Origin of the sequence: Sphingomonas sp. Leaf37, from assembly GCF_920939475.1 — a bacterium.
GTDB lineage: Bacteria > Pseudomonadota > Alphaproteobacteria > Sphingomonadales > Sphingomonadaceae > Sphingomonas.
Map to the genome: position 1 here is coordinate 725,491 of NZ_CAKLAX010000003.1, position 20,988 is coordinate 746,478.

Sequence of the window (20,988 nt, forward strand, 5' to 3'; positions counted from 1 at the left end):
GGGAGGCGATATGGACACAGACGTCATCATTCTGGGCGGTGGCCTGGTCGGCGCCACCCTCGCGCTCGCGCTCGACGTGCATGGCGTCAGGAGCATCGTCATCGACCCGGCCGATCCGGCGGTGATGCTGGCACCGGGCTTCGACGGGCGCGCTTCCGCCATCGCGAGTGCGACCGGTCGGATGCTCGATGCGATCGGGATCGGCGCCGCGCTGGCAGGACAGGGCTGTGCGATCCGGCATATCCGGGTGAGCGACGGACTGGAGCCGGGCAAGCTCGACTTCAAACCGGATGAGGGTGATGGCGCGCTCGGCACGATGTACGAGAACAAGCTGCTGCGACGTGCGCTGTTCGATGCTGCGACCGCGGCGAAGAACGTCGACCTGCGCATGCAAACGCGGGCGACAGACGTGGTGCGTGGCCCCGCCGGCGTCGTCGCGACGCTGGACGACGGTACGACCGTGCGCGCACCGCTGCTGATCGCGGCGGAGGGGCGCAATTCGCCGACTCGCGAGGCGGCGGGGATCACGGTGGCGCGCTGGCAATACAATCATGCGGCGATCGTCGGCGCGTTCCACCACGAGTTTCCGCACGAGGATATCGCATACGAGATCTTCTACCCGTCGGGGCCATTCGCGTTGCTGCCGTTGCCCGACGACGACATCGGCCATCGTTCGGCGATCGTCTGGTCGGTGAAGGGTGCAGACGGACCGGCGATGATGAAGCTGGGCGATCGCGCGTTTCTGGCAGAAGCGACGAAGCGGATGGGCGGGTTTCTTGGTGAACTCAGCGCCGCCAGCCCGCGCGCGAGCTATCCGCTGGGCTTCCACCACGCCGCGCGGATCACCGCGGAACGGCTGGTGCTGGTCGGCGACGCAGCCCACGGCATCCACCCGATCGCGGGGCAGGGGCTGAACCTGGGCCTACGCGATGCGGCGACGCTGGCCGAGGTGCTGGTCGACGGCAAGCGACTGGGGCTCGATCTGGGCGATCCGGCGCTGCAGGAGCGGTATCAGCGCTGGCGGGGACTCGACACGTTCATGGTCGCCGCCGCCACCGACACGCTGACCCGGCTGTTTGGCATCCCCGGCAAGACCGCCAGTGCGGTACGGCGGTTCGGGATCGGCGCGGTCGACAGGCTGCCGCCGCTGAAGAACCGCTTCATGGCCGAGGCGCGTGGCGAAACGGGCACGCTGCCCAGGCTGCTACAGGGGTTGATGGTGTGATCGAGCCGGCGGTGCCGCTGCGTCGCAAGCAGAACGGCGTGGCGCGGGGGATCGGCATCGGACTGGGGCTGACGATCGCAGCGGCGATCATCGGCTATAGCCGCAGTTCGGCGGCGACGCTGGAGAGCCGGTCCGCAACACTGGGGATCGCGGCACTGGTGCTTGGCCTATGGGTGGCGGCGGCAATCGGCGATGTCGCGTGGCGGCGGTTCGCATCGGAAAGCGCGATCGGTGGCGGCGACCGGGTGGATGCGCGTGTCGACATCGCCAATGCGGTTTTGCGCAACACGGTGGAGCAGGCGTTGCTGGCTGGACTGGCCTATACCGCGCTCACGCTGCTGAGCGACCATGCGCGGGTGCCGGTGGCGCTATTCGTGGCGTGCTTCTCGGCGGGGCGGCTGTTGTTCTGGACCGGCTATCGCGACGGGGCGGAAGCGCGGTCGCTGGGCTTTGCGTTGACCTTCTATCCCAGCATCGCGGCGCTGTTGATGGCGGCGGTGGCCTTGGTGGAATAGCACCCGCATTCCTGCGGCCGCAGGACCACGGATCAGGCCGCGCCCAGCCGCCTTGCTTCGTCGGGCAACATCACCGGCACGCCGTCGCGGACCGGATAGGCCAGTCCTGCCGCGTCCGACACCAGTTCCTGCGCCGCCTCGTCGTACCGCAGCGGCTGGCGCGTCACCGGGCAGACGAGGCGTTCGAGCAGCCATGGGTCGAGGCTCATTGCAGCGTCACCTTGTCCTCACCGTCATGCCGGCCGAAGAATTGCATCAGCTGGATGATCAGTTCCGCACGCGTCTCGATATCCGGCGCCTCCAGCAGCGCCTGTTTGGCGGCGGTGTCGAACGGCGCGATCTGGGCGATGCCGTTGACGAGACTTTCGTCGTCCAGCCGACCGACCGCTTCCCAATCGACCGCATAGCCCTGGCTATCGGCGAAGCGGCGCGATTCGAGCTCCAGCGACGAGCGGCGGCCGAGCGACAGCGCATCGTTGCCATCGATGGGCAACAACTCCGCCTCGATCTGTCGGAACGGCGTCGCCACGTCGAGTTCGCGCAACACGCGGAACAGCGCGACGCCCTCCAGCACGACGTTGTAGCGGCCGTCGTCGAGTGCCTCGACCTCTGCGATCTTGCCGACGCAGCCGATGTCGTACAGACCCGGATTGTCCCCGCCCGTCGCCGGTTTGTGCAAGGGCTGGATCATGCCGATCCGTCGATCCCGCGCCATCGAATCGCTGATCATCGCCCGGTAACGCGGCTCGAAGATATGTAGCGGCAGGTGCATGCCGGGAAACAGCAGCGCGCCGGGCAGCGGGAAGATCGACAGGCGAGTGGGCTGGGTCATCCGAACAGGATCGCCGACAGGCGGCGACGCTGCGCCGATACCCAGGGATCCTCCAGCCCCACGACCTCGAACAGCTTGAGCAACTGCTGTCGCGCAGCGCCTTCGTTCCAGGCGCGGTCGGCGGCGACGATATGGAGCAGATTGTCCGCCGCACCGTCACGGTCGCCCGCCGCCATCTGGGCGTTCGCCAGCGCGAAGCGGCGGTCGTGGTCGTCGGGGTTGCTGGTGACCTCTGCTTGCAAACCGGCGAAATCGTCGACCGGCTGTGCGCTCTGTGCCAGCTCGATCGCCGCCCTGGCGCGGTCGATGCCAGCGTCCTTGATGTCGGCGGGCAGCGCGTCGATCGCGGCCTGCGCGTCGTCGGTCCGGCCGGCGGCGACCAGCGCGCGGATGCGGCCGGACAGCACGGCCGGATTGTCCGGCGCCATCTCGAACAGCTGGTCGAAGATCGACAGCGCGCGTTCGCTATCGCCGCTCGCCAGCACATCCTCGCCCATCGCGATCAGCGGCTCGATCTCGGCAGCGGCATCCGCCTCTTCCGACTGGATCGGCAATTGCTTGAGCAACTGGTCTAGAATGACCCGCAGCTGCGATTCGGTGCGGGCGCTGGTCAGGTCGGCGACCAGCTGGCCCTGGAACATCGCATAGACGGTCGGGATCGACTTGATCTGGAATTGCGCGGCGATGAACTGATTCTTGTCGGTGTCGATCTTGGCCAGCACTACGCCCTTGTCGGCGTAAGCGGCGGCGATCTTTTCCAGCGTCGGTCCCAGCGCCTTGCACGGCCCGCACCATTCCGCCCAGAAATCGATGATCACCAGCTTGGTCATCGACGGTTCGACGACGTCGCGGCGGAAATCCTCGACTGCCTGCTTTTCGGCGGGCGCCATTCCCAGCGTGGCCAAGTCATGCTCCTTCATAATCGGTTGCAGCCCATGTGGGGCAGCAGGGCGCCGACGCCAAGGTTTTTACTGCGGTTGGTGGGAGAAGGGAGGGGTTTTGGATGGGTATGACGGTGGTGGCTCAACTTGATCCCTCCCTCGTTTTGGCGGGGGAGGAATTATCGGCGCCGTCAGTGGAAATCCCGCGACGGCGGCATCACCCGTACGTCGCGCGGATGGCGGCCGCGGGGGTCCTGGCTCATGATCGGCCGGGGGCGGATCACCTCGTCGACCGGCAACAGTGGGGTTTCGGCGTTATAGTCGGACGACAGCCGGCGCAGTTCCTCGCTCCGATCATAGGCCTTCACCGTCATCAGGTGGATCACGCCTTCTTCGCTGCGCTGGATGACCCCTTCCAGCACGATCAGCCGTGCTGCCATCACCGCACGCCGGTTCGCCTCGAAATCGCGCGCCCATAGCAAAGCGTTGGTGATCCCCGTCTCGTCCTCGATCGTCACGAAGATAGCATTGCCCTTGCCCGGCCGCTGGCGGACCAGCACCACGCCCGCGATCCTCGCGCGGCGTCCGTCCTTCGTCCGCGATGCCTGTGCGCTGGAGATGATGCCTTCGGCAGCGAAGAGGGGGCGCAGGAACCGCATCGGGTGGTCCTTCAGCGACAGCCGCGTCGTCTGATAATCCGCCGCGACCTGTTCGCCGGGCGGCATCGCGGGTAGCCGTGCATCGGCCTCCACACCCAGTTCGGGCGCATCGGCGGCGGCGAACAGTGCAAGCTGTTTCGGCGGCGTGCGTCGCACCTCCCACAGGGCATCGCGGCGGCCCATCGCGATCGAGCCGAACGCATCGGCGTCGGCGAGCAGGTTGAGTCCGCGCGTCGGCAGGCCGGCGCGGGCCGCCACCGCCTCGATCCCGGCGAACGGCACGTCACCACGTGCATCGACCAGCGCGGTTGCCCAATCCCTGCGAAAACCGTCGACCTGGCGAAAACCGAGCCGGATCGCGAGGCTGCCGTCGTCCAGCCGCTCCAGCGCATTGTCCCAGACGCTGGCATTGACGTCGATCGGCCGCACGACGACGCCATGTTCGCGCGCATCCTGCACCAGTTGCGCTGGCGCGTAGAAACCCATCGGCTGCGAGTTGAGGATCGCGCAGCCGAACACCGCCGGCTGGAAGCATTTGATCCACGACGACACGTACACCAGCCGCGCGAACGACAGTGCGTGGCTTTCGGGAAAGCCGTAGCTGCCGAACCCCTCGATCTGCTTATAGCAACGTTCGGCGAAATCGCGTTCGTAGCCGCGTCGCGTCATGCCGCCGATCAGCTTTTCCTCGAAATTGTCCATCCCGCCGACCTTACGGAACGTCGCCATCGCGCGGCGCAACTGGTTCGCCTCGCCCGGCGTGAAGCCCGCCGCGACGATGGCGAGCTTCATCGCCTGTTCCTGGAACAGCGGCACGCCATAGGTCTCGCGGAGCAGGGTGCGCAGTTCGTCGGGCGGGCCGTGGCGGGGATCGGGGGAAGGGAAGTCCACCGTCTCGCGCCCGCTGCGGCGGCGCAGATAAGGGTGGACCATGTCACCCTCGATCGGCCCCGGCCGCACGATCGCGACCTGTACAACGAGGTCGTACAGGCGTCGCGGGCGCAGGCGCGGCAGCATGTTGATCTGCGCGCGGCTTTCCACCTGGAACACGCCGATGCTGTCGCCCTTGCACAGCATGTCGTAGACAGCGGGATGTTCGTCGTTGGCGATGGTTTCGAGCTGGTGATCGCCGAGGTCATGGTCGCGCATCAGGTCGAACGCCTTGCGGATGCAAGTCAGCATGCCGAGTGCGAGGATATCGACCTTCATCAGGCCGAGGCAGTCGATGTCGTCCTTATCCCATTCGATGAAGGTGCGGTTCTCCATCGCGCCATTATGGATCGGCACCGTCTCGTCGAGGCGGTTCTGGGTCAGCACGTAGCCGCCGACATGCTGTGACAGGTGGCGCGGAAACTCGAGGAGTTGTCCGACGAGGCCCCGCAGCCGCGCGATCTGTGGATTGGCGATGTCGAAACCGGTTTCGGCGAGGCGTTGATCCTCCAGCCGATTGGCGAAGCTGCCCCAGATCGTGCTGGTCAGCCGCTGCGTCACATCCTCCGACAGGCCGAGCGCCTTACCCGCCTCGCGTACCGAGCTGCGCGGGCGATAATGGATGACGGTGGCGGCGACCGCCGCGCGATGGCGACCGTAACGGCGGTAGATGTACTGCATCACCTCCTCGCGTCGCTCATGTTCGAAATCGACGTCGATGTCGGGCGGTTCATCGCGTTCGGCGGAGACGAAGCGCGAGAACAGCAGGTCGTAGCGCATTGGATCGACCGAGGTGATGCCGAGGACGAAGCACACCGCCGAATTGGCGGCGGACCCGCGGCCCTGGCACAGGATCGGCGGATCGCAGTTGCGGGCGAAAGCGACGATGTCGTGCACGGTCAGAAAGTAATGCGCGTATTGGCGCTCCTCGATCAGTGCGAACTCCTCGTGCAGCAGACCGAGCAGCTTCTGCGGCACATAACCATCGTAGCGGTCGATCGCGTGCTGCCACGCGAGATGTTCCAACCAGTTCTGGGCCGTCCAACCTTCCGGTACGGGCTCGTGGGGATATTCGTATTTCAGCTGGTCGAGGGTAAAGTCGATCCGGTCGATCAGCCGGATGCTTTCGGCGACGGCATCGGGCCAGTCGACGAACAGGCGCGCGATCTCCTGCGGCGGTTTCAGATGGCGTTCGGCGTTGGCGGCGAGCAGGCGACCGGCGCGCTGCACCGTCTTGCCTTCGCGGATGCAGGTGACGACGTCGTGCAGCGGGCGGACATCGGCATGGGCGTAGAGCGCATCGGTGGTGGCGAGCAGCGGCACGGCACAGCGCGCGGCGATCCGCGACAGGGCGACGAGGCGGCGGCGGTCGCGCCCGCTGCGCGGCATCGTCACGCCGAGCCAGACGCGGCCCGGCGCCATGTTGGCGAGCAGGGGCAGGGTGGTGGCAAGCCCGGCATCGCTGCGCATCGGCGGCAGCATGACGTTGGCCATCGGCGTCGCGGGAACGGCGCTGCTGTCGGGCAGCGCGATCAGCAGCAGGTCCTCGCTGTGACGGGCGAGATCGCCCAGCCCGAGGATGCAGCCGCCCTTTACCGCGCGCCGGTTGCCGAGCGTCAGCAGGCGGGTCAGCCGCCCCCAGCCATGCCGAGTCGCGGGATAGGCGACGATGTCCGGTGTGCCGTCGGCGAAGACCAGTCGCGCGCCGACGATCAGCTTGAAGCCCGATGGCGGCAGCTTTGCGCCGACCAGAGCCTTTTCCGCGCGTTGCATGGCGTCGTGGGCACGCACGACGCCGGCAACAGTGTTGCGGTCGGCGATGCCGATGCCGGCGAGGTCCAGCTCCACCGCTCGCGCCACCATGTCAAGCGGATGGCTTGCGCCATGCAGGAACGAGTAATTGGTCGCAGCGACGCATTCCGCAAAGGCGGTCATGGCGGGGGTACGCCACAATCGTCAAATGCCGTGTTCCTTCGCACGCAGGAGCATTGGACGCGGGCGATCACGCGAACAGTCCGTGGAGATACCAGCGCGGATGCTCCTGTTCGCTGTGCAGGCCGTGTCGGAAGATCCAGAACCGCCGTCCCCGCCGGTCCTCCACCCGGTAGTAATCGCGCGTGGGAATGGCCGCGTCATGCCGCCGCCACCATTCGCCGGCGATCCGTTCCGGCCCTTCCGACCGCGCGACCTCGTGCACGCGGCGGCGCCAGCGGAAACGGTGTGGCGGGCCGTCCGGCACCTCGGCCATGACGCTTTCGATCGGTTGCGGCGGATCGAACAGGTAGATCGGGCGCAGCGGCGGTTCGCCGGCCTCGGTGTCCGGCCATGCGGCGGTCGGAACGTCCGCAGTGGCGGGCAACATCAGTTCGGCCTGTTCGGGGATATGGCTGTCACGCGGTGCGAAGCGGCGTATGCGGTTGCGTCCCAATCGCGTCGAAAGCTGATCGACCAGTTGATCCATCTGGCCCTGCTTCGCCGCACCCCCCTCCAGCCGCAATTGTGCCGCATCGAGCCTCTCGGCGAGCGTCACGTCCAGCCGCACCAGATCATAGCCGAATCCGGGATTGAGCGGATCGGCGAGGCTGTCGATCCGCTCGGCGAACAGCCGCATCAACAATGGAACGTCGCGCGTCGGCTGACCGGTCTCGATCCGTAGCGACTGGACGTGGCCATCGGCACGGAACAGTCGTGCCTCCCAGCGTCGTCCGCCCTGATGGCGTTCCGCGAGTGTGCCGGATGCCTCTGCCGTCAGGTCTTCCAGCACCTCCAGCGCGTAATCGGTGCGTGCTATCGGCTCGGCGAAGCGGCGTTCGACCGCGATCGGCGCGATTCGCATGCGCGCCTTCACGGGAGCCCTGTGATCGCCCGCCAGCCGCCGCACCGCGGTCGCCGCTTCCTCGCCGAAGCGTGCGGCGATTCCCGCCAATGGTCGCGCCATGATATCGCCGACGGTTTTCAAACCCGCACGGGTCAGCGCCGTCGTCGCGTCGTCATCCAGTTCCAGTGCCGCCACCGGCAACCGCTTCACCGCACCCTTTTCATCGGGGGCGGGGGCACCGGCAAAGCGGGCCAGCGCGCGTGCGATCTCGGGCGTATCGCCGAAGGCATGGCGCGCCAGAATGCCACGCCGCGCCATCCGCGCCTCGACATCCGCCGCCAGCGGCCGTTCCCCATCGAAGGCGTGCGAACAGCCGGCGATGTCGAGCACCACGCCATCGGGCGGCATCAGCGCCACCGTCGGGCTGTAGCGCGCGCAACCGTCCGCCAGCCGCTCCAGCCAGTCCATGTCGGCATGCGGATCGGCGGGAAACACCTCGAGCTCCGGCACGCGCGCGCGCGCATCGGCAAGGGTCAGCCCCACCTTCAGCCCCGCGCGCGCCGCGGTCAGGTCGGTCGCGGTCAGCCGCACCGCATTGCCGACCGTCTCGGTAAAGGCGACCGGCGTCTCACCCTGTCGCACGAACAGATGCGGCCGGGTGGCCCGCAGCCGCTCGATCGGCAGCCATGGAAAGACCAGCGCCAGATAGCGACGCTCCACGGAAACTCTTGGCATCACGATCCCACTCCACGCGCCAGCGCTGCCCCGCGGGGCCCCCACGCCGGCGCAGACATTCGACGTCGAAGGCGGGGAAGCCGGGTGCATCGGCTTCCAGCACGGTCGATGGCACGGCCGCTACGCCCCAGCGAGTCGCCGCCGCACTGGCCACCGGAGCCGCACCCACCCGCAACGACACCACGGTCACGCCGGACGATTCGGCCGCCAGCATCAATCGTCGGGTCGCGGTCAGGTCGAAACCCGGTGCCCGTCCGATGCTCTCGACCAGTACCGCTCCCAGACCTGGGCAGCGTGCGGCATCCGCGGCGGCGCGCAGCAGCGCCGGCTCGTCGGCGACGATGCCCAGCACGATCGATTCAGCCGACAGACCCAGTTCGGCAAGGCCCCCGGCATGCAGCCGCCCCTGCTGCCGTTCGCACGATTCGGTCCGCAGCCACAGCAGTGGCAGCGCGCCCGCAGCCAGCGCCATGGCGATGCCAAAGCCGGCGCCGCTCGGTCCATCTTCGTCGTCGACCGCATAGATTTCATGCAGTTGCGCGCGTGCCAGCCCCTGCAACAGCCATGCATCGACCGGCGCCGCGACGGCTTGCGCAGTCCCCGTGCCGGCGGCAATGCGCCGCAGTCGGGCGATCAGGGCGGTCGAGTCGCTCATGTATGTTCTTGTAATGTTCTAAATATCGAGTCGCCAAGCCTGAATCGTGTTGCTGTATTTTCGGGATGGGGGTTGCACCCCTCAAGACACGCGGCTAATAGCGCCGCTCACCCACCGACCAGCCGGTCGGACAGGCGCCAGAGCGGGCGTAGCTCAGGGGTAGAGCACAACCTTGCCAAGGTTGGGGTCGAGGGTTCGAATCCCTTCGCCCGCTCCAGTTTTCAGCACATAGCGAAAAATGCCGCAAGGCGATCCCGACTATCGGGATCATCCCCGGCCGAACCGTTCGATCGCCAGCGGCGCGATATCGATAGCCGGCATATCCCCCCTCGCAAGCGCGGCGACGATGCCGGCGGTGACGGGAGCGAGCGTCAATCCGAGATGCTGGTGACCGAACGCGTAGAGCAGATTGTCGATACGGCGTGATCGGCCGATCGCCGGCAGGTAATCCGGCAATGTCGGCCGGGCGCCCATCCACCGCGTAAACGGTCCGGCGAGGGGCAGGCCGAGTTCCCGGACATGACGCTCCAGCCGCTCCCATTTCCGTCGATCGGGAGGTGCATCGATCGCGGAAAATTCCACGAAACTCGCCGCCTGTACGCAATCGGCGTAGCGTGTGACGATCATCGAGCGATCCTCGAACACGATCGGCGGCATGTCTTCGGGCCAGTCATCGGCGGCGGCGCGGATGTGATAGCCGCGCTCCGCGATCAACGGCGCGCGATGTCCCGCACCCGCGATCAGCGATCCGCTGCCAACCCCGGCGGCAAGCAGGACAAGATCGGCGGGAAAGCCGGGTACGAACGCTTCGCCACGTTCGATACGCAGATCTGCGGTAGCGCGGACGATGATACCGCCTCGTGTCCGGATCGCGCTTTCCAGGGCGATAGCGAGCCGAGCGGGATTGGCGATCTGGCCCGATCCCTCGAAACGGATCATGCCGGCGGGCATGTGCGCCATCATTGCGGCCACCCGCTTCACATCGTCGAGGGTCGCGTGGCGAAGGGTGGCGGCGCCCGTATCCGCAGCGGCCCATGCAGCTTCGCCGGACCGCGCCGTGGCGGGGCTTTCCCACACGACATAATGGCCATCCGATCTCACCAGTCCGGGATCGCCGATGTCCGCCGCCATCCGCTGCCAGCCGGCCAGCGCATCCTCCAGCAGAGCGGCCAGCATGTGCCGACCTGCCGTAAAGCGCGCCGCGCCACTCGCCGCCACATAGCGGGGGACGAAGGGAAGCCACGTCCGCACCTGCGCCAGGGGCAGGTCGAGCGCGCCGCCGTTCGCGAAGCGGCGATGCCACGCGCTGCGTATGGCTGCCATCGATGCCAGTGGCGCGACCTGTTCGGTTGCGAGGTGGCCCGCGTTCCCCCATGACGCCGCGGAACGCGTGTGATCGGCGTCGACCAGCGTTACGGCATGCCCGTCGGCAAGCAGTGCGACGGCGGCGCACAGGCCGATGATGCCGCCGCCGACGATGGTGATCCGCATAAGCCGTTGTCCCGCGTGCCGCCGAATATCGTATACTATTGCAGCATGTTGCAGTTGCGGAAAGTCGCGCCGCTCCCGCTCCCGCCAAGGAGGCGCATACCGGCATGTCGATCCCGCCGTATCGACAGTTAAAGCGCCGTCATTCCAGTTCGAGAATGACCTGATCGACCGCCAGACTGTCACCGGTGACGGCGGACACCGATTTCACCCGCCCCGTCTTTTCCGCCCTTAGTATATTCTCCATCTTCATGGCTTCGACGACAGCAAGTGGCTGGCCCGCCTCGACATTGTCGCCGGCGGAGACGTCTAGCCGGACGAGCAGGCCAGGCATCGGCGCGATCAGGAATTTCGACAGATCGGGCGGCACCTTTTCGATCAGGTGCTGCGTATAGGGCGCCACATGCGCCGGCAGCACGCGTACGATATGGCTGGCACCGCGCGTCGTCAGGCGAAAGCCGCTGCGCACCGGCGCGATACGAACGTTGAGGTGATGGTGATCACCGATCTCCGCCTCCACCATCCGGTCGCCGGGCGTATATTCGAGCGCGAGGTCCAGCGCCGCACCATCCACGATCAGGCCATCGGTGGACACCTCCACCACATGATCCGTCCCGTCGATCCGCACTCCCCAATGGCTCGGCGGCGGAAGGCGGCGGCCGAGCTGGCCATCGACGCGCCGCGCGCGATCCGCATGCGCGGTAGCGGCAAAGGCGGCGATCGCGGCCAGCGTGCGCTTGAGGTCCGTGTCAGCCGGCGCGCCGTGGAAGCCGTCGGGATATTCTTCCGCGATGAAGCCGGTTGTGATGGCGCCGTCGCGGAAGCGCGGATGCTGCATCAGCGCCGACAGGAAGTCGATGTTGTTGGCCGGTCCCTCGATCTCGAACGCGTCCAGCGCCGCGATCTGCGCATCGATCGCCGCCTCGCGCGTCGGTGCCCAGGTGATCAGCTTGGCGACCATCGGGTCGTAGAACATGCTGACCTCGCCACCCTCGACGACGCCGTCGTCGACGCGGATGCGGGCGTGGTCACCGTTTGCGGCGACCGGTGGATTGTAGCGCATCAGTCGCCCGATGCTCGGCAGGAAGCCGCGATACGGGTCTTCGGCATAGACGCGGTTCTCGATCGACCAGCCGTTGATGCCGACCTGATCCTGTGTGATCGATAACGGCTCACCCGCCGCGACTCGGATCATCTGCTCTACGAGATCAAGGCCGGTAATCTCTTCGGTCACCGGATGCTCGACCTGCAGCCGGGTGTTCATCTCGAGGAAGTAGAAGCCCTGACCGGTGGTATCCGCGCCCGATACGATCAATTCGACCGTACCAGCGGAATAATAGCCGACCGCCCGCGCCAGTGCGACCGCCTGCTCGCCCATCGCCTTGCGCATCGCCGGCGTGACGAAGGGGGAGGGGGCCTCCTCGACCACTTTCTGGTGACGACGCTGGATCGAGCATTCGCGTTCATTGAGGTAGAGGATGTTGCCGTGCTGGTCGCCGAGCACCTGGATTTCGATGTGACGCGGCGACTCGATGAACTTCTCGATGAACACGCGGTCGTCGCCGAAGCTGGCGAGACCTTCGCGCTTGGTCGCCTCGAACCCTTCGCGCACGTCCTGCTCGCTATACGCCAGACGCATGCCCTTGCCGCCGCCGCCGGCCGAGGCCTTCATCATCACCGGATAGCCGATGTCGGATGCGATGCGCACCGCCTCATCGGTGTCGGCGATCTCCCCGAGGAAACCGGGGACCACATTGACGCCCGCCGCCTTGGCGAGCTTCTTCGATTCGATCTTGTCGCCCATCGCCGCAATGGCCTTGGGCGGCGGCCCGACGAACGCGATCCCCGCCTCGGCACACGCCCGTGCGAAGCTCTCGCGTTCTGACAGGAAGCCGTAGCCGGGATGGATGCAGTCCGCGCCCGTCTCCTTGGCCGCGAGCAGGATCAGTTCCGCCTTCAGGTAGCTTTCGGCGGCGGGTGCCGGCCCCAGCCGCACGCTCTCGTCCGCCATCAGCACATGCGGGGAACGCGCGTCGGCATCCGAATAGACCGCGACGGTGGCGATCCCCATCCGCTTGGCGGTGCGCATGACCCGGCACGCGATCTCGCCACGGTTGGCGACCAGGATTTTCTTGAACATCGGTTTTTCCTCGTCGTCAGCCGGCACGTGTCACGGCAGGAGCGCCGCGCAGCAGTCCATCGGTGCTGAGATCTTCATCGATAGCGGGCCAGTGGATGCCATAACCCGCCCCCGCCTTTTCCCACGTCGCGCGCTGATCGGGCGTGGCGTGCAGCAGGCGCGGATACCACGCGAGCGGTGCCGATATGGTCCGCCCATCCATCAAATCGACGATCAGGCTCGCGTCGTCGAAGCGGACGTCGAGCACCCGTTCGTCGGTGATCCTAGCCGAAATATTCATGCCATCTCTCCACCAGCATCGCCCGGTGTTCCGCCACCATGGTCAGGATGTCATTGATCTCATGCGCGCGAAACCCGCGGCTTTCCGCGACTTCTACCGGGGTCAGCCAGACCTTGATCGTTGCCTCGCCGCGATCGACGTGAACGTGCGGCGGATCGTTCGGTTCGGGACTATAGAAATAGAAACGGAACGCGCCGATCCGCAGCAACGTCGGCATTACTCCGCCGCGACCCGCATCGGTTCGTCGGCGACCATCGGCACCAGCCCCAGCTTTGCCATCAGCGCGGCGTCCTTGTCGTCGCCGGCGTTGCCCGCGGTCAGCAATTTGTCGCCGGTGAAGATCGAGTTCGCGCCGGCCATGAAGCACAAAGCCTGCGTCGCCTCGCCCATGCTCTCGCGCCCGGCGGACAGCCGCACCATCGACAACGGCATCGTGATCCGTGCGACCGCAACGGTGCGGACGAATTCGATGTCGTCGATCTTGGCGAGCGGCGTATCCGCCAGCATGTCGCCCAGCACTGTGCCCTTCACCGGTACCAGCGCATTGACCGGCACGCTCTCGGGATGGCGGGGCAGGGTCGCCAGCGCATGGATGAAGCCGACGCGGTCGTCGCGCGTCTCGCCCATGCCGACGATGCCGCCGCAGCAGACGTTGATCCCGGCCTCACGCACATGCTCCAGCGTGTCGAGCCGCTCGGCGAACGTCCGCGTGGTGATGACCTGATCGTAGCGTTCGGGCGAGGTGTCGATATTGTGGTTGTAGTAATCGAGGCCCGCATCGGCGAGCATGTCCGCCTGCGCCGGCGTCAGCATGCCCAACGTCATGCAGGTTTCCATGCCCATCTGGCGCACGCCCTTCACCATCTCGATGATCGCGGGCATGTCGCGGTCCTTGGGGTTGCGCCATGCCGCGCCCATGCAGAAGCGCCGGCTGCCGGAATCCTTCGCCTGCGCCGCCGCCTGCAACACCGCGCGCGGGTCCATCAGCTTGGTCGCCTTCACCCCGCTCTCGGCGGAGGCGGACTGCGAGCAATAGCCGCAGTCTTCCGCGCAACCGCCGGTCTTGATCGACAGCAATGTGCAGAGCTGCACCTCGCCCGCCGCGTGATGCGCGCGGTGGACGGTCTGCGCCTGGTACACCAGCTCGTCGAACGGCAGGTCGAACAGCGTCGCGATCTCTGCGCGAGTCCAGTCGGTACGGGTCATCGGTTCGTCCACAGAAGCTTGGCGAGCTGCGACGTGCGCTCGCGGGTCAATCGGGTCTTGCACTGCGCCTGCGCCATCGGTTGCATCGATCCGCCGGCGAACTCACCGCCTTCGATGACGCATTGTGTGTCGCGGAACTGGAGCCACGCACGCTGGCTGGCGAGCGTCGCCGCGGCATAGCCGAAGCCGCCGCCGCGCGAGCGGTCCTGCGCATCGCGGCCCTTCATATAGGCATAGGTGCGCTGCCACTGGCGCGTCATCGCCGCATCGGCGGCCTGATACTGGCGACCGGCGGTCTGGTTCATCTGCGCCTCCGTCTGCGCGATCGCCGGGGTGGCGAGCAGCAGCGCGATGAGTGCGGGGTAACGGATCATTCGGCGGCTTCCTCTTGCGGCGGCATGTTGTGGCCGAGCAGCCGTAGCACGTCCTCGGCCGCCTTGATCAGGTTGGTGCCGGGGCCGAAGATCGCCTGTACGCCGGCATCGCGCAACGCCTGATAGTCCTGCGCCGGAATGACGCCGCCTGCGATCACCTTGATATCGGCGCGGCCGGCATCGCGCAGATGGCCGATGAGTTCGGGGATCAACGTCTTGTGCCCGGCGGCGAGGCTGGAAGCGCCGACGATATCGACGTCGCTTTCCAGCGCGAGGATCGCGGCTTCCTTGGGCGTCTGGAACAGCGGGCCGGGGACGACCTCGAACCCCAGATCACCGAACATGCTGCTGACGAGGTTGGCGCCACGATCGTGGCCGTCCTGCCCCATCTTGGCGACGAGCATGCGCGGCTTGCGGCCGAGCCGCCGCTCGGTCGCGGCGACGCCATCGGCCAGCCGCTCCCAGCGCACGTCGTCGGCATAGGCACCGCCGTAGATGCCCTTCACCGGCGTCGGCTGCGTGCCGAAGCGGCCGAACACATCCTCCATGGCGTTGCTGATCTCGCCCAGCGTTGCCCGTGCGCGCGCCGCATCGACGGCAAGCGCGAGCAAATTCTCCTTGCCCCGTGCGCCCTCGCGCAATGCGTCGAGCGCGGCGCGGCAGGCGGCGTCGTCGCGCGTCGCCTTGACCCGCTCGATCCGTCGGATCTGCGCCTCGCGCACCGCGACATTGTCAACGTCGAGGATGTCGATCGGGTCCTCGTCGGCCTTGCGGTATTTATTGACGCCGACGATCACATCCTCGCCGCGATCGACGCGCGCGGCGCGGGCGGCGGAGGCTTCCTCGATCATCGCCTTGGGCCAGCCCGCCGCGACCGCCTTGGCCATGCCGCCCTCGGCCTGCACCCGCTCGATGATCTCCCACGCGCCATCGACCAGCGACTGCGTCAGGCTCTCGACGTAATAGCTGCCGCCCAGCGGATCGACGACCTTCGTCATCGCCGTCTCTTCCTGGATCACTATCTGCGTGTTGCGCGCGATCCGGGCGGAGAAGTCGGTGGGCAGTGCGATCGCCTCGTCGAGCGCGTTGGTGTGCAGCGACTGGGTGCCGCCCAGCATCGCCGCCATCGCCTCGATCGTCGTGCGCATAACGTTGTTGTACGGGTCCTGCTCGGTCAGCGACACGCCCGACGTCTGGCAGTGCGTGCGCAGCATCTTCGACCGCTCGTCCTGCGCGCCCAATTGCGTCATCGCGCGGTGCCACAGCACGCGGGCGGCGCGCAGCTTGGCAATTTCCATGAAGAAGTTCATGCCGATCGCGAAGAAGAACGACAGGCGTCCGGCGAACTTGTCGATGTCGAGCCCGCTGGCGACACCGTATTTCACATATTCCATGCCGTCGGCGATGGTGAAGGCGAGCTCGTGAAGCTGCGTCGCCCCCGCCTCCTGCATGTGATAGCCGCTGATCGAAATGCTGTTGAACTTGGGCATCTCACGCGACGTGTAGCCGAAGATGTCGCTGATGATCCGCATGCTCGGTTCGGGCGGGTAGATGTAGGTGTTGCGGACCATGAACTCCTTGAGGATGTCGTTCTGGATGGTCCCGTCGAGCAATTTGCGTTCGACGCCCTGTTCCTCGCCCGCGACGATGAAGAAGGCGAGGATCGGGATCACCGCGCCATTCATCGTCATGCTGACCGACATCTGGTCGAGCGGAATACCGTCGAACAGGATCTTCATGTCCTCGACGGAATCGATCGCCACCCCGGCCTTGCCGACGTCGCCGGTGACGCGCGGATGGTCGCTGTCGTAGCCGCGGTGTGTGGCGAGATCGAACGCGACGCTCAGCCCCTTCTGCCCGGCGGCGAGGTTGCGGCGATAGAAGGCGTTCGATTCCTCCGCGGTCGAGAAACCGGCGTACTGCCGCACCGTCCACGGCCGCCCCGCATACATCGACGCGCGCACGCCGCGGGTGAACGGCGCGAAGCCGGGCAGGCCGGGGTCCACCGGCGCATCCGCCGCGGTATAGAGCGGCTTGACGTCGATCCCTTCCGGCGTGCGCCAGGTCAGGTCCTTGCCCTTCACCTCCTTCGCGGCGGCGGCTTGCCAGTCGGCGAGGCTCGGCTGCGGCGTCGGTTCGGGTGCAGCGGGCAGTGCGGGGGCCGCGCCACTGTCCTCGCCGGTGTTGGTCTCAATGATCGCCACTGGGCGTCTCCATCAGTTCGACGAGTACGCCGCCCATATCCTTGGGATGCACGAACACGATCGGCGTACCGTGTGCGCCGATCCGCGGTTCCCCAAGGATCGTCGCGCCCTTCGCTTTAAGATCGGCGACGGCGGCGTGGATATCCGGCACCTCGAAACAGACATGATGCTGCCCGCCCGCCGGATTCTTTCGCAGGAAGCCGGCGATCGGCGAGCTGTCGTCATAAGGCTCGATCAGCTCGATCAGCTCGATCTGCGTATTGGGCGTGTCGATGAAGCACACTTTGACGCCCTGCGCAGGCAGGTCGAACGGCTGGCCGATGACGGTCGCCCCGAGCAGCGTGCGGTAGGTTTCGATCGACCTGGCGATCGACGGCGTCGCGATGCCGACGTGGTTGAGGCGGCCGAGGGTCATGATGTGACCAGTCCCTTAATCCGATCAAGCGCAAACGGCTTATAGCCAGTGATCTTCGCCACCGCCTTTCCGCTGCGGTCGAATATCAGCGTTCGAGGAATGTATATGTCCGATGCATTGGTCAGCGCTGCGATCCGCTCGTCCGCAAGCACTGCATACCCATCGGGTGCCATGCCATACTTTGCCATATAGCTCGCCAAATCCTCACGGCTGGCGGCCGCATCCCGAACATTAAGATAGACAAGATTTAACGTGTCACTGCTGAAACGGCGGCGAAGTTCGGCGATTTTCGGTGCTTCGCTGCGGCATGGTCCGCACCAGCTCGCCCAAAGCGTTATGACGGTCGGCACGCCCGGCTTGATGGTGTCGCCAAGCAGTGCAGGATGGCCATCCGGCAGGGTTACCGGCAAGCGCGAGATCGTTGTTAGCGCGGGCTGAAGAGGGCCGCTGTCGAACGCCCTCAGCATCAGGAAACGTGCTGCACCTGCAAGTGCTATGAAAATAATGACGGCGTAGCCGAGCCAGCGCCGCCCGCGCCGCCGCCCATCCAAGGGGCTAGAGCGGGATATTGTCATGCTTTTTCCACGGGTTTTCCAGCGCCTTGCCCTTCAGCTTGCGCAGGCCGAGTGCGATGCGGCGGCGGGTGGAATGCGGCTGGATGACCTCGTCGATGAAGCCCTTGCTCGCCGCGACGAAGGGGTTGGCGAAGCGCGCCTCATACTCCGCCGTGCGCTCGGCGATCTCTTCCGGGGTGCGGCCGCGGAAGATGATTTCGACAGCGCCCTTTGCGCCCATCACGGCGATTTCGGCGGTGGGCCAAGCGTAGTTGAGGTCGCCGCGCAGGTGCTTCGACGCCATCACGTCGTATGCGCCGCCGTACGCCTTGCGGGTGATGACGGTGATCTTCGGCACGGTCGCTTCGGCGTACGCGAACAATAGCTTAGCGCCGTGTTTGATGATGCCGTTGTGTTCCTGTGCGGTGCCCGGCAAGAAGCCCGGCACGTCGACGAAGGTCACGATCGGGATGTCGAACGCATCGCAGAAGCGGACGAACCGCGCCGCCTTCTTCGACGAATTGATGTCGAGCACGCCCGCCAGCACCATCGGCTGGTTGGCGACGAAGCCGACGGTGCGCCCCTCGACCCGGCCGAAGCCGGTGATGATGTTGCCCGCATGCGCCGGTTGCGTCTCGAAAAAGTCGCCTTCGTCGACCGTTTTTCGGATCAATTCGTGCATGTCGTAGGGCTGATTGGCGCTCGCCGGCACCAGGGTGTCGAGGCTCGGCTCGAGCCGGTCCCACGCATCGGCGGTCGGGCGTTCGGGCACGGGCTCGCGGTTCGAGGCGGGCAGGAAGTCGATGAAGTCGCGCGCCGCCAGCAGGACTTCGATGTCGTTTTCGAAGGCGTTGTCGGCGACTGAAGTCTTGGTGGTGTGCGTCACCGCGCCGCCCAGCGCCTCCTGCGTCACCATCTCGTTGGTCACCGTCTTCACCACGTCAGGGCCGGTAACGAACATATAGCTCGAATCCTTCACCATGAAGATGAAGTCGGTCATCGCCGGCGAATAGACTGCACCGCCCGCGCATGGCCCCATGATGAGCGACAGCTGCGGCACTACGCCCGAGGCGAGCACGTTGCGCTGGAACACCTCGGCATAGCCGCCGAGGCTCGCGACGCCCTCCTGGATGCGCGCACCGCCGCTGTCGTTGAGGCCGATGACGGGTGCGCCCACCTTCAGCGCGGTGTCCATCACCTTGCAGATCTTCTGCGCATGGCGTTCGGACAGCGAGCCGCCGAAGACGGTGAAATCCTGGCTGAAGACATAGACCAGCCGGCCGTTGATCGTGCCCGATCCGGTGACGACGCCGTCGCCGGGGATGATCTGGTCGGACATGCCGAAATCGACGCAATTGTGCTCGACGTACATGTCGATCTCTTCGAACGATCCTTCGTCGAGCAGGATGTCGAGGCGTTCGCGCGCGGTCAGCTTGCCCTTGGCATGCTGCGCGGCGACGCGTTTCTCGCCGCCTCCGGCTCTGGCAGCGGCGCGACGGCGTTCGAGTTCGTTCAGCGTGGATGACATACAGGCTCCTGCTCGTCTCTCTCGCCCTGTGTAGCCCGATGCGGCAACTGTGGTTTTGCAAAATTGCAACGGCGGGGTTTGCAAACTAACGTTGCACGATGGCCGAAGCTCCCCGCCCCCGCATCTTCGCCGGCGACCGCGTGCGGGCGTTGCGCGCGCGGCTATCGCTCAGCCAGACCATGCTCAGCCGGCGGCTCGGCATTTCGACCAGCTACCTGTCGCAGATCGAGAGTGGTGATCGGCCAATCACCGGCGGCGTGCTGGGCGCGCTTGCGCGCAGCTTTCCGCTCGACTGGGTCGATGTCGCGCCGGAGGACGACAGCGCTGCGCTGGTGGCGGCGCTGGAGGCGGGGACTGATCCCTCCGTGCCCGCGGCGCTGATGGATGAGGACGCTATCCTGCGCGGGCTGAAGCAGCAGCCGCTGGTGACGCGGCGGATGACCGCGCTGCACGCTGCGCTGCGCCGGTCGCAGGAGCAGTTGCGCGTGCTCGACGACCGGGTCGACGCCAGCCAGCCGACGCTGCTGCCGTGGGAAGAGGTGCGCGACTGGTTTCAGGGCAGCGGCAATTACATCGACCCGCTCGATCGCTTCGCGGAAGGACTGGCGGAGGCACTGCCCGGCACGCGATCGACCGTGACACTGCTGACCGAGCGGCTGCGCGACGCGCACGGGATCGCGTTGGTCGAGGATGGCGGCGCGTTGCGGGCCTATGACGCCGCCGCGGCGACGCTGCGGATCGACGGTGCGCAGTCGATCGAGACGCGACACTTTCAGCTCGCGCACCAGTTGATCCGGCTGGAGGCGGATGCGTTGATCGAAGGGATCGTCGCCGATGCACCGCTGCGGTCGGATGCTGCGCGCGAATTGCTGCGCGTCGGCCTCGCCAATTACGGCGCGGGGGCGCTGCTGATGCCCTATGCCCGCTTTCGTGCCGAGGCGCGGGCACGGCGGCATGATGTCGATGCGCTGCGTCAGCGGTTCGGCGTCAGCTTCGAACAAGTGTGCCATCGCCTGTCGACGTTGCAGCGACCCGGTGCGCCCGGCGTGCCGTTCTTCTTTTGCCGCATCGACATGGCGGGCAACATCACCAAGCGCCATTCCGCCACCCGGCTGCAATTCGCGCAATATGGCGGGGCCTGCCCGTTGTGGGTGGCGCATGAGGCGGTCGCGATCTCCGACCGTATCCTGGTGCAGGTCGCCGAGATGCCCGACGGCGCGCGCTATGTGTCGATGGCGAAGGGGCTGGTGAAGGCGACCGCGAGCTATCGACGCATGCCGCGCCGCTATGCGGTGGTGCTGGGGTGCGAGGTCGAACATGCCGGCGATTTTATCTATGGTGATGGATTGGACGTGGCCGGCGCGGACAGCGCGACGCCGATCGGCCCGTCGTGCCGCATCTGCCCGCGCCGCGATTGCGACCAGCGCGCGTTTCCACCGGCGGGACGCGAGCTGTTGATCGATCCGGATCGCCGCACGATCGTGCCCTACGCCTTCGATTGATCCCCCGTCACCCCGGACTTGTTCCGGGGTCCACCGCGCGGCAAAGA

At 66.5% G+C, this 20,988-nt stretch carries 19 protein-coding genes and 1 tRNA gene; 4 read left to right on the forward strand and 16 right to left on the reverse strand.

Annotated features, from left to right (window positions below):
- Positions 1-10: 10 nt before the first annotated feature.
- The gene (locus LRA87_RS13160) at positions 11-1,225 is read left to right on the forward strand and encodes a UbiH/UbiF/VisC/COQ6 family ubiquinone biosynthesis hydroxylase (protein ID WP_230631942.1); all 1,215 of its coding nucleotides are present in this window, start codon (positions 11-13) and stop codon (positions 1,223-1,225) included.
- Positions 1,222-1,740, forward strand: a complete 519-nt coding sequence (locus LRA87_RS13165) for an MAPEG family protein (RefSeq protein ID WP_230631944.1) — start codon at positions 1,222-1,224, stop codon at positions 1,738-1,740. The genes LRA87_RS13160 and LRA87_RS13165 overlap by 4 nt, the downstream gene beginning before the upstream one ends.
- A 32-nt stretch (positions 1,741-1,772) precedes the next feature.
- Here the strand turns inward: LRA87_RS13165 and LRA87_RS13170 are convergent, their stop codons facing one another.
- The 6 genes from LRA87_RS13170 to LRA87_RS13195 all read right to left on the reverse strand — a co-directional run bounded on the left by LRA87_RS13170 (position 1,773) and on the right by LRA87_RS13195 (position 9,250).
- A complete protein-coding gene (locus tag LRA87_RS13170; protein ID WP_230631946.1) occupies positions 1,773-1,949 on the reverse strand; it encodes a Trm112 family protein in 177 nt (58 codons plus the stop codon).
- Positions 1,946-2,572 (reverse strand): LON peptidase substrate-binding domain-containing protein, encoded by a 627-nt coding sequence (locus tag LRA87_RS13175; RefSeq protein WP_230631947.1) that lies wholly within the window; start codon positions 2,570-2,572, stop codon positions 1,946-1,948. The genes LRA87_RS13170 and LRA87_RS13175 overlap by 4 nt, the downstream gene beginning before the upstream one ends.
- A complete protein-coding gene (locus tag LRA87_RS13180) occupies positions 2,569-3,462 on the reverse strand; it encodes a tetratricopeptide repeat protein (protein ID WP_230632299.1) in 894 nt (297 codons plus the stop codon). Before LRA87_RS13180 ends, LRA87_RS13175 begins: the two co-directional genes overlap by 4 nt.
- Before the next feature lie 182 nt (positions 3,463-3,644).
- Positions 3,645-6,977, reverse strand: a complete 3,333-nt coding sequence (locus LRA87_RS13185) for an error-prone DNA polymerase (RefSeq protein ID WP_230631948.1) — start codon at positions 6,975-6,977, stop codon at positions 3,645-3,647.
- A gap of 67 nt (positions 6,978-7,044) precedes the next feature.
- Positions 7,045-8,580 carry a Y-family DNA polymerase gene (locus LRA87_RS13190; protein ID WP_230631949.1) on the reverse strand — a complete coding sequence of 512 codons (1,536 nt, stop codon included), beginning with the start codon at positions 8,578-8,580 and terminating at the stop codon, positions 7,045-7,047.
- Entirely contained in the window at positions 8,489-9,250 is a 762-nt protein-coding gene (locus LRA87_RS13195; RefSeq protein WP_230631951.1) for a hypothetical protein, read from the reverse strand. The genes LRA87_RS13190 and LRA87_RS13195 overlap by 92 nt, the downstream gene beginning before the upstream one ends.
- 142 nt (positions 9,251-9,392) lie before the next feature.
- Here LRA87_RS13195 and LRA87_RS13200 point away from each other — a divergent pair.
- Positions 9,393-9,467 (forward strand) — tRNA-Gly (locus LRA87_RS13200).
- A gap of 50 nt (positions 9,468-9,517) precedes the next feature.
- Here LRA87_RS13200 and LRA87_RS13205 read toward each other — a convergent pair.
- The 10 genes from LRA87_RS13205 to LRA87_RS13250 form a co-directional block, all read right to left on the reverse strand.
- The gene (locus LRA87_RS13205) at positions 9,518-10,741 is read right to left on the reverse strand and encodes an NAD(P)/FAD-dependent oxidoreductase (protein WP_230631952.1); all 1,224 of its coding nucleotides are present in this window, start codon (positions 10,739-10,741) and stop codon (positions 9,518-9,520) included.
- 139 nt (positions 10,742-10,880) lie between these two features.
- Entirely contained in the window at positions 10,881-12,878 is a 1,998-nt protein-coding gene (locus LRA87_RS13210) for an acetyl-CoA carboxylase biotin carboxylase subunit (protein WP_230631954.1), read from the reverse strand.
- A gap of 16 nt (positions 12,879-12,894) precedes the next feature.
- Positions 12,895-13,158: a DUF2442 domain-containing protein gene (locus tag LRA87_RS13215; protein WP_230631955.1), complete on the reverse strand. Its 264-nt coding sequence runs from the start codon at positions 13,156-13,158 to the stop codon at positions 12,895-12,897.
- Positions 13,142-13,375 (reverse strand): DUF4160 domain-containing protein, encoded by a 234-nt coding sequence (locus tag LRA87_RS13220; protein ID WP_230631956.1) that lies wholly within the window; start codon positions 13,373-13,375, stop codon positions 13,142-13,144. Before LRA87_RS13220 ends, LRA87_RS13215 begins: the two co-directional genes overlap by 17 nt.
- Positions 13,375-14,364: a biotin synthase BioB gene (gene bioB / locus LRA87_RS13225; protein WP_230631957.1), complete on the reverse strand. Its 990-nt coding sequence runs from the start codon at positions 14,362-14,364 to the stop codon at positions 13,375-13,377. Before bioB ends, LRA87_RS13220 begins: the two co-directional genes overlap by 1 nt.
- Complete coding sequence (locus LRA87_RS13230; protein WP_230631959.1) at positions 14,361-14,738, reverse strand: lysozyme inhibitor LprI family protein; 378 nt, start codon at positions 14,736-14,738, stop codon at positions 14,361-14,363. Before LRA87_RS13230 ends, bioB begins: the two co-directional genes overlap by 4 nt.
- Positions 14,735-16,891 (reverse strand): methylmalonyl-CoA mutase, encoded by a 2,157-nt coding sequence (gene scpA, locus LRA87_RS13235; protein WP_230632301.1) that lies wholly within the window; start codon positions 16,889-16,891, stop codon positions 14,735-14,737. The genes LRA87_RS13230 and scpA overlap by 4 nt, the downstream gene beginning before the upstream one ends.
- A 37-nt stretch (positions 16,892-16,928) precedes the next feature.
- On the reverse strand, positions 16,929-17,357 hold the full coding sequence (gene mce / locus LRA87_RS13240) for a methylmalonyl-CoA epimerase (protein WP_230631961.1): 429 nt from the start codon (positions 17,355-17,357) through the stop codon (positions 16,929-16,931).
- Positions 17,354-17,932 (reverse strand): TlpA family protein disulfide reductase, encoded by a 579-nt coding sequence (locus LRA87_RS13245; protein ID WP_230631963.1) that lies wholly within the window; start codon positions 17,930-17,932, stop codon positions 17,354-17,356. Before LRA87_RS13245 ends, mce begins: the two co-directional genes overlap by 4 nt.
- Positions 17,913-19,439, reverse strand: a complete 1,527-nt coding sequence (locus LRA87_RS13250; protein ID WP_230631964.1) for an acyl-CoA carboxylase subunit beta — start codon at positions 19,437-19,439, stop codon at positions 17,913-17,915. Before LRA87_RS13250 ends, LRA87_RS13245 begins: the two co-directional genes overlap by 20 nt.
- A 98-nt stretch (positions 19,440-19,537) precedes the next feature.
- On the opposite strand from LRA87_RS13250, the gene LRA87_RS13255 reads away from it, so the two are divergent.
- Complete coding sequence (locus tag LRA87_RS13255) at positions 19,538-20,941, forward strand: helix-turn-helix domain-containing protein (protein ID WP_230631967.1); 1,404 nt, start codon at positions 19,538-19,540, stop codon at positions 20,939-20,941.
- Positions 20,942-20,988: the final 47 nt, after the last annotated feature.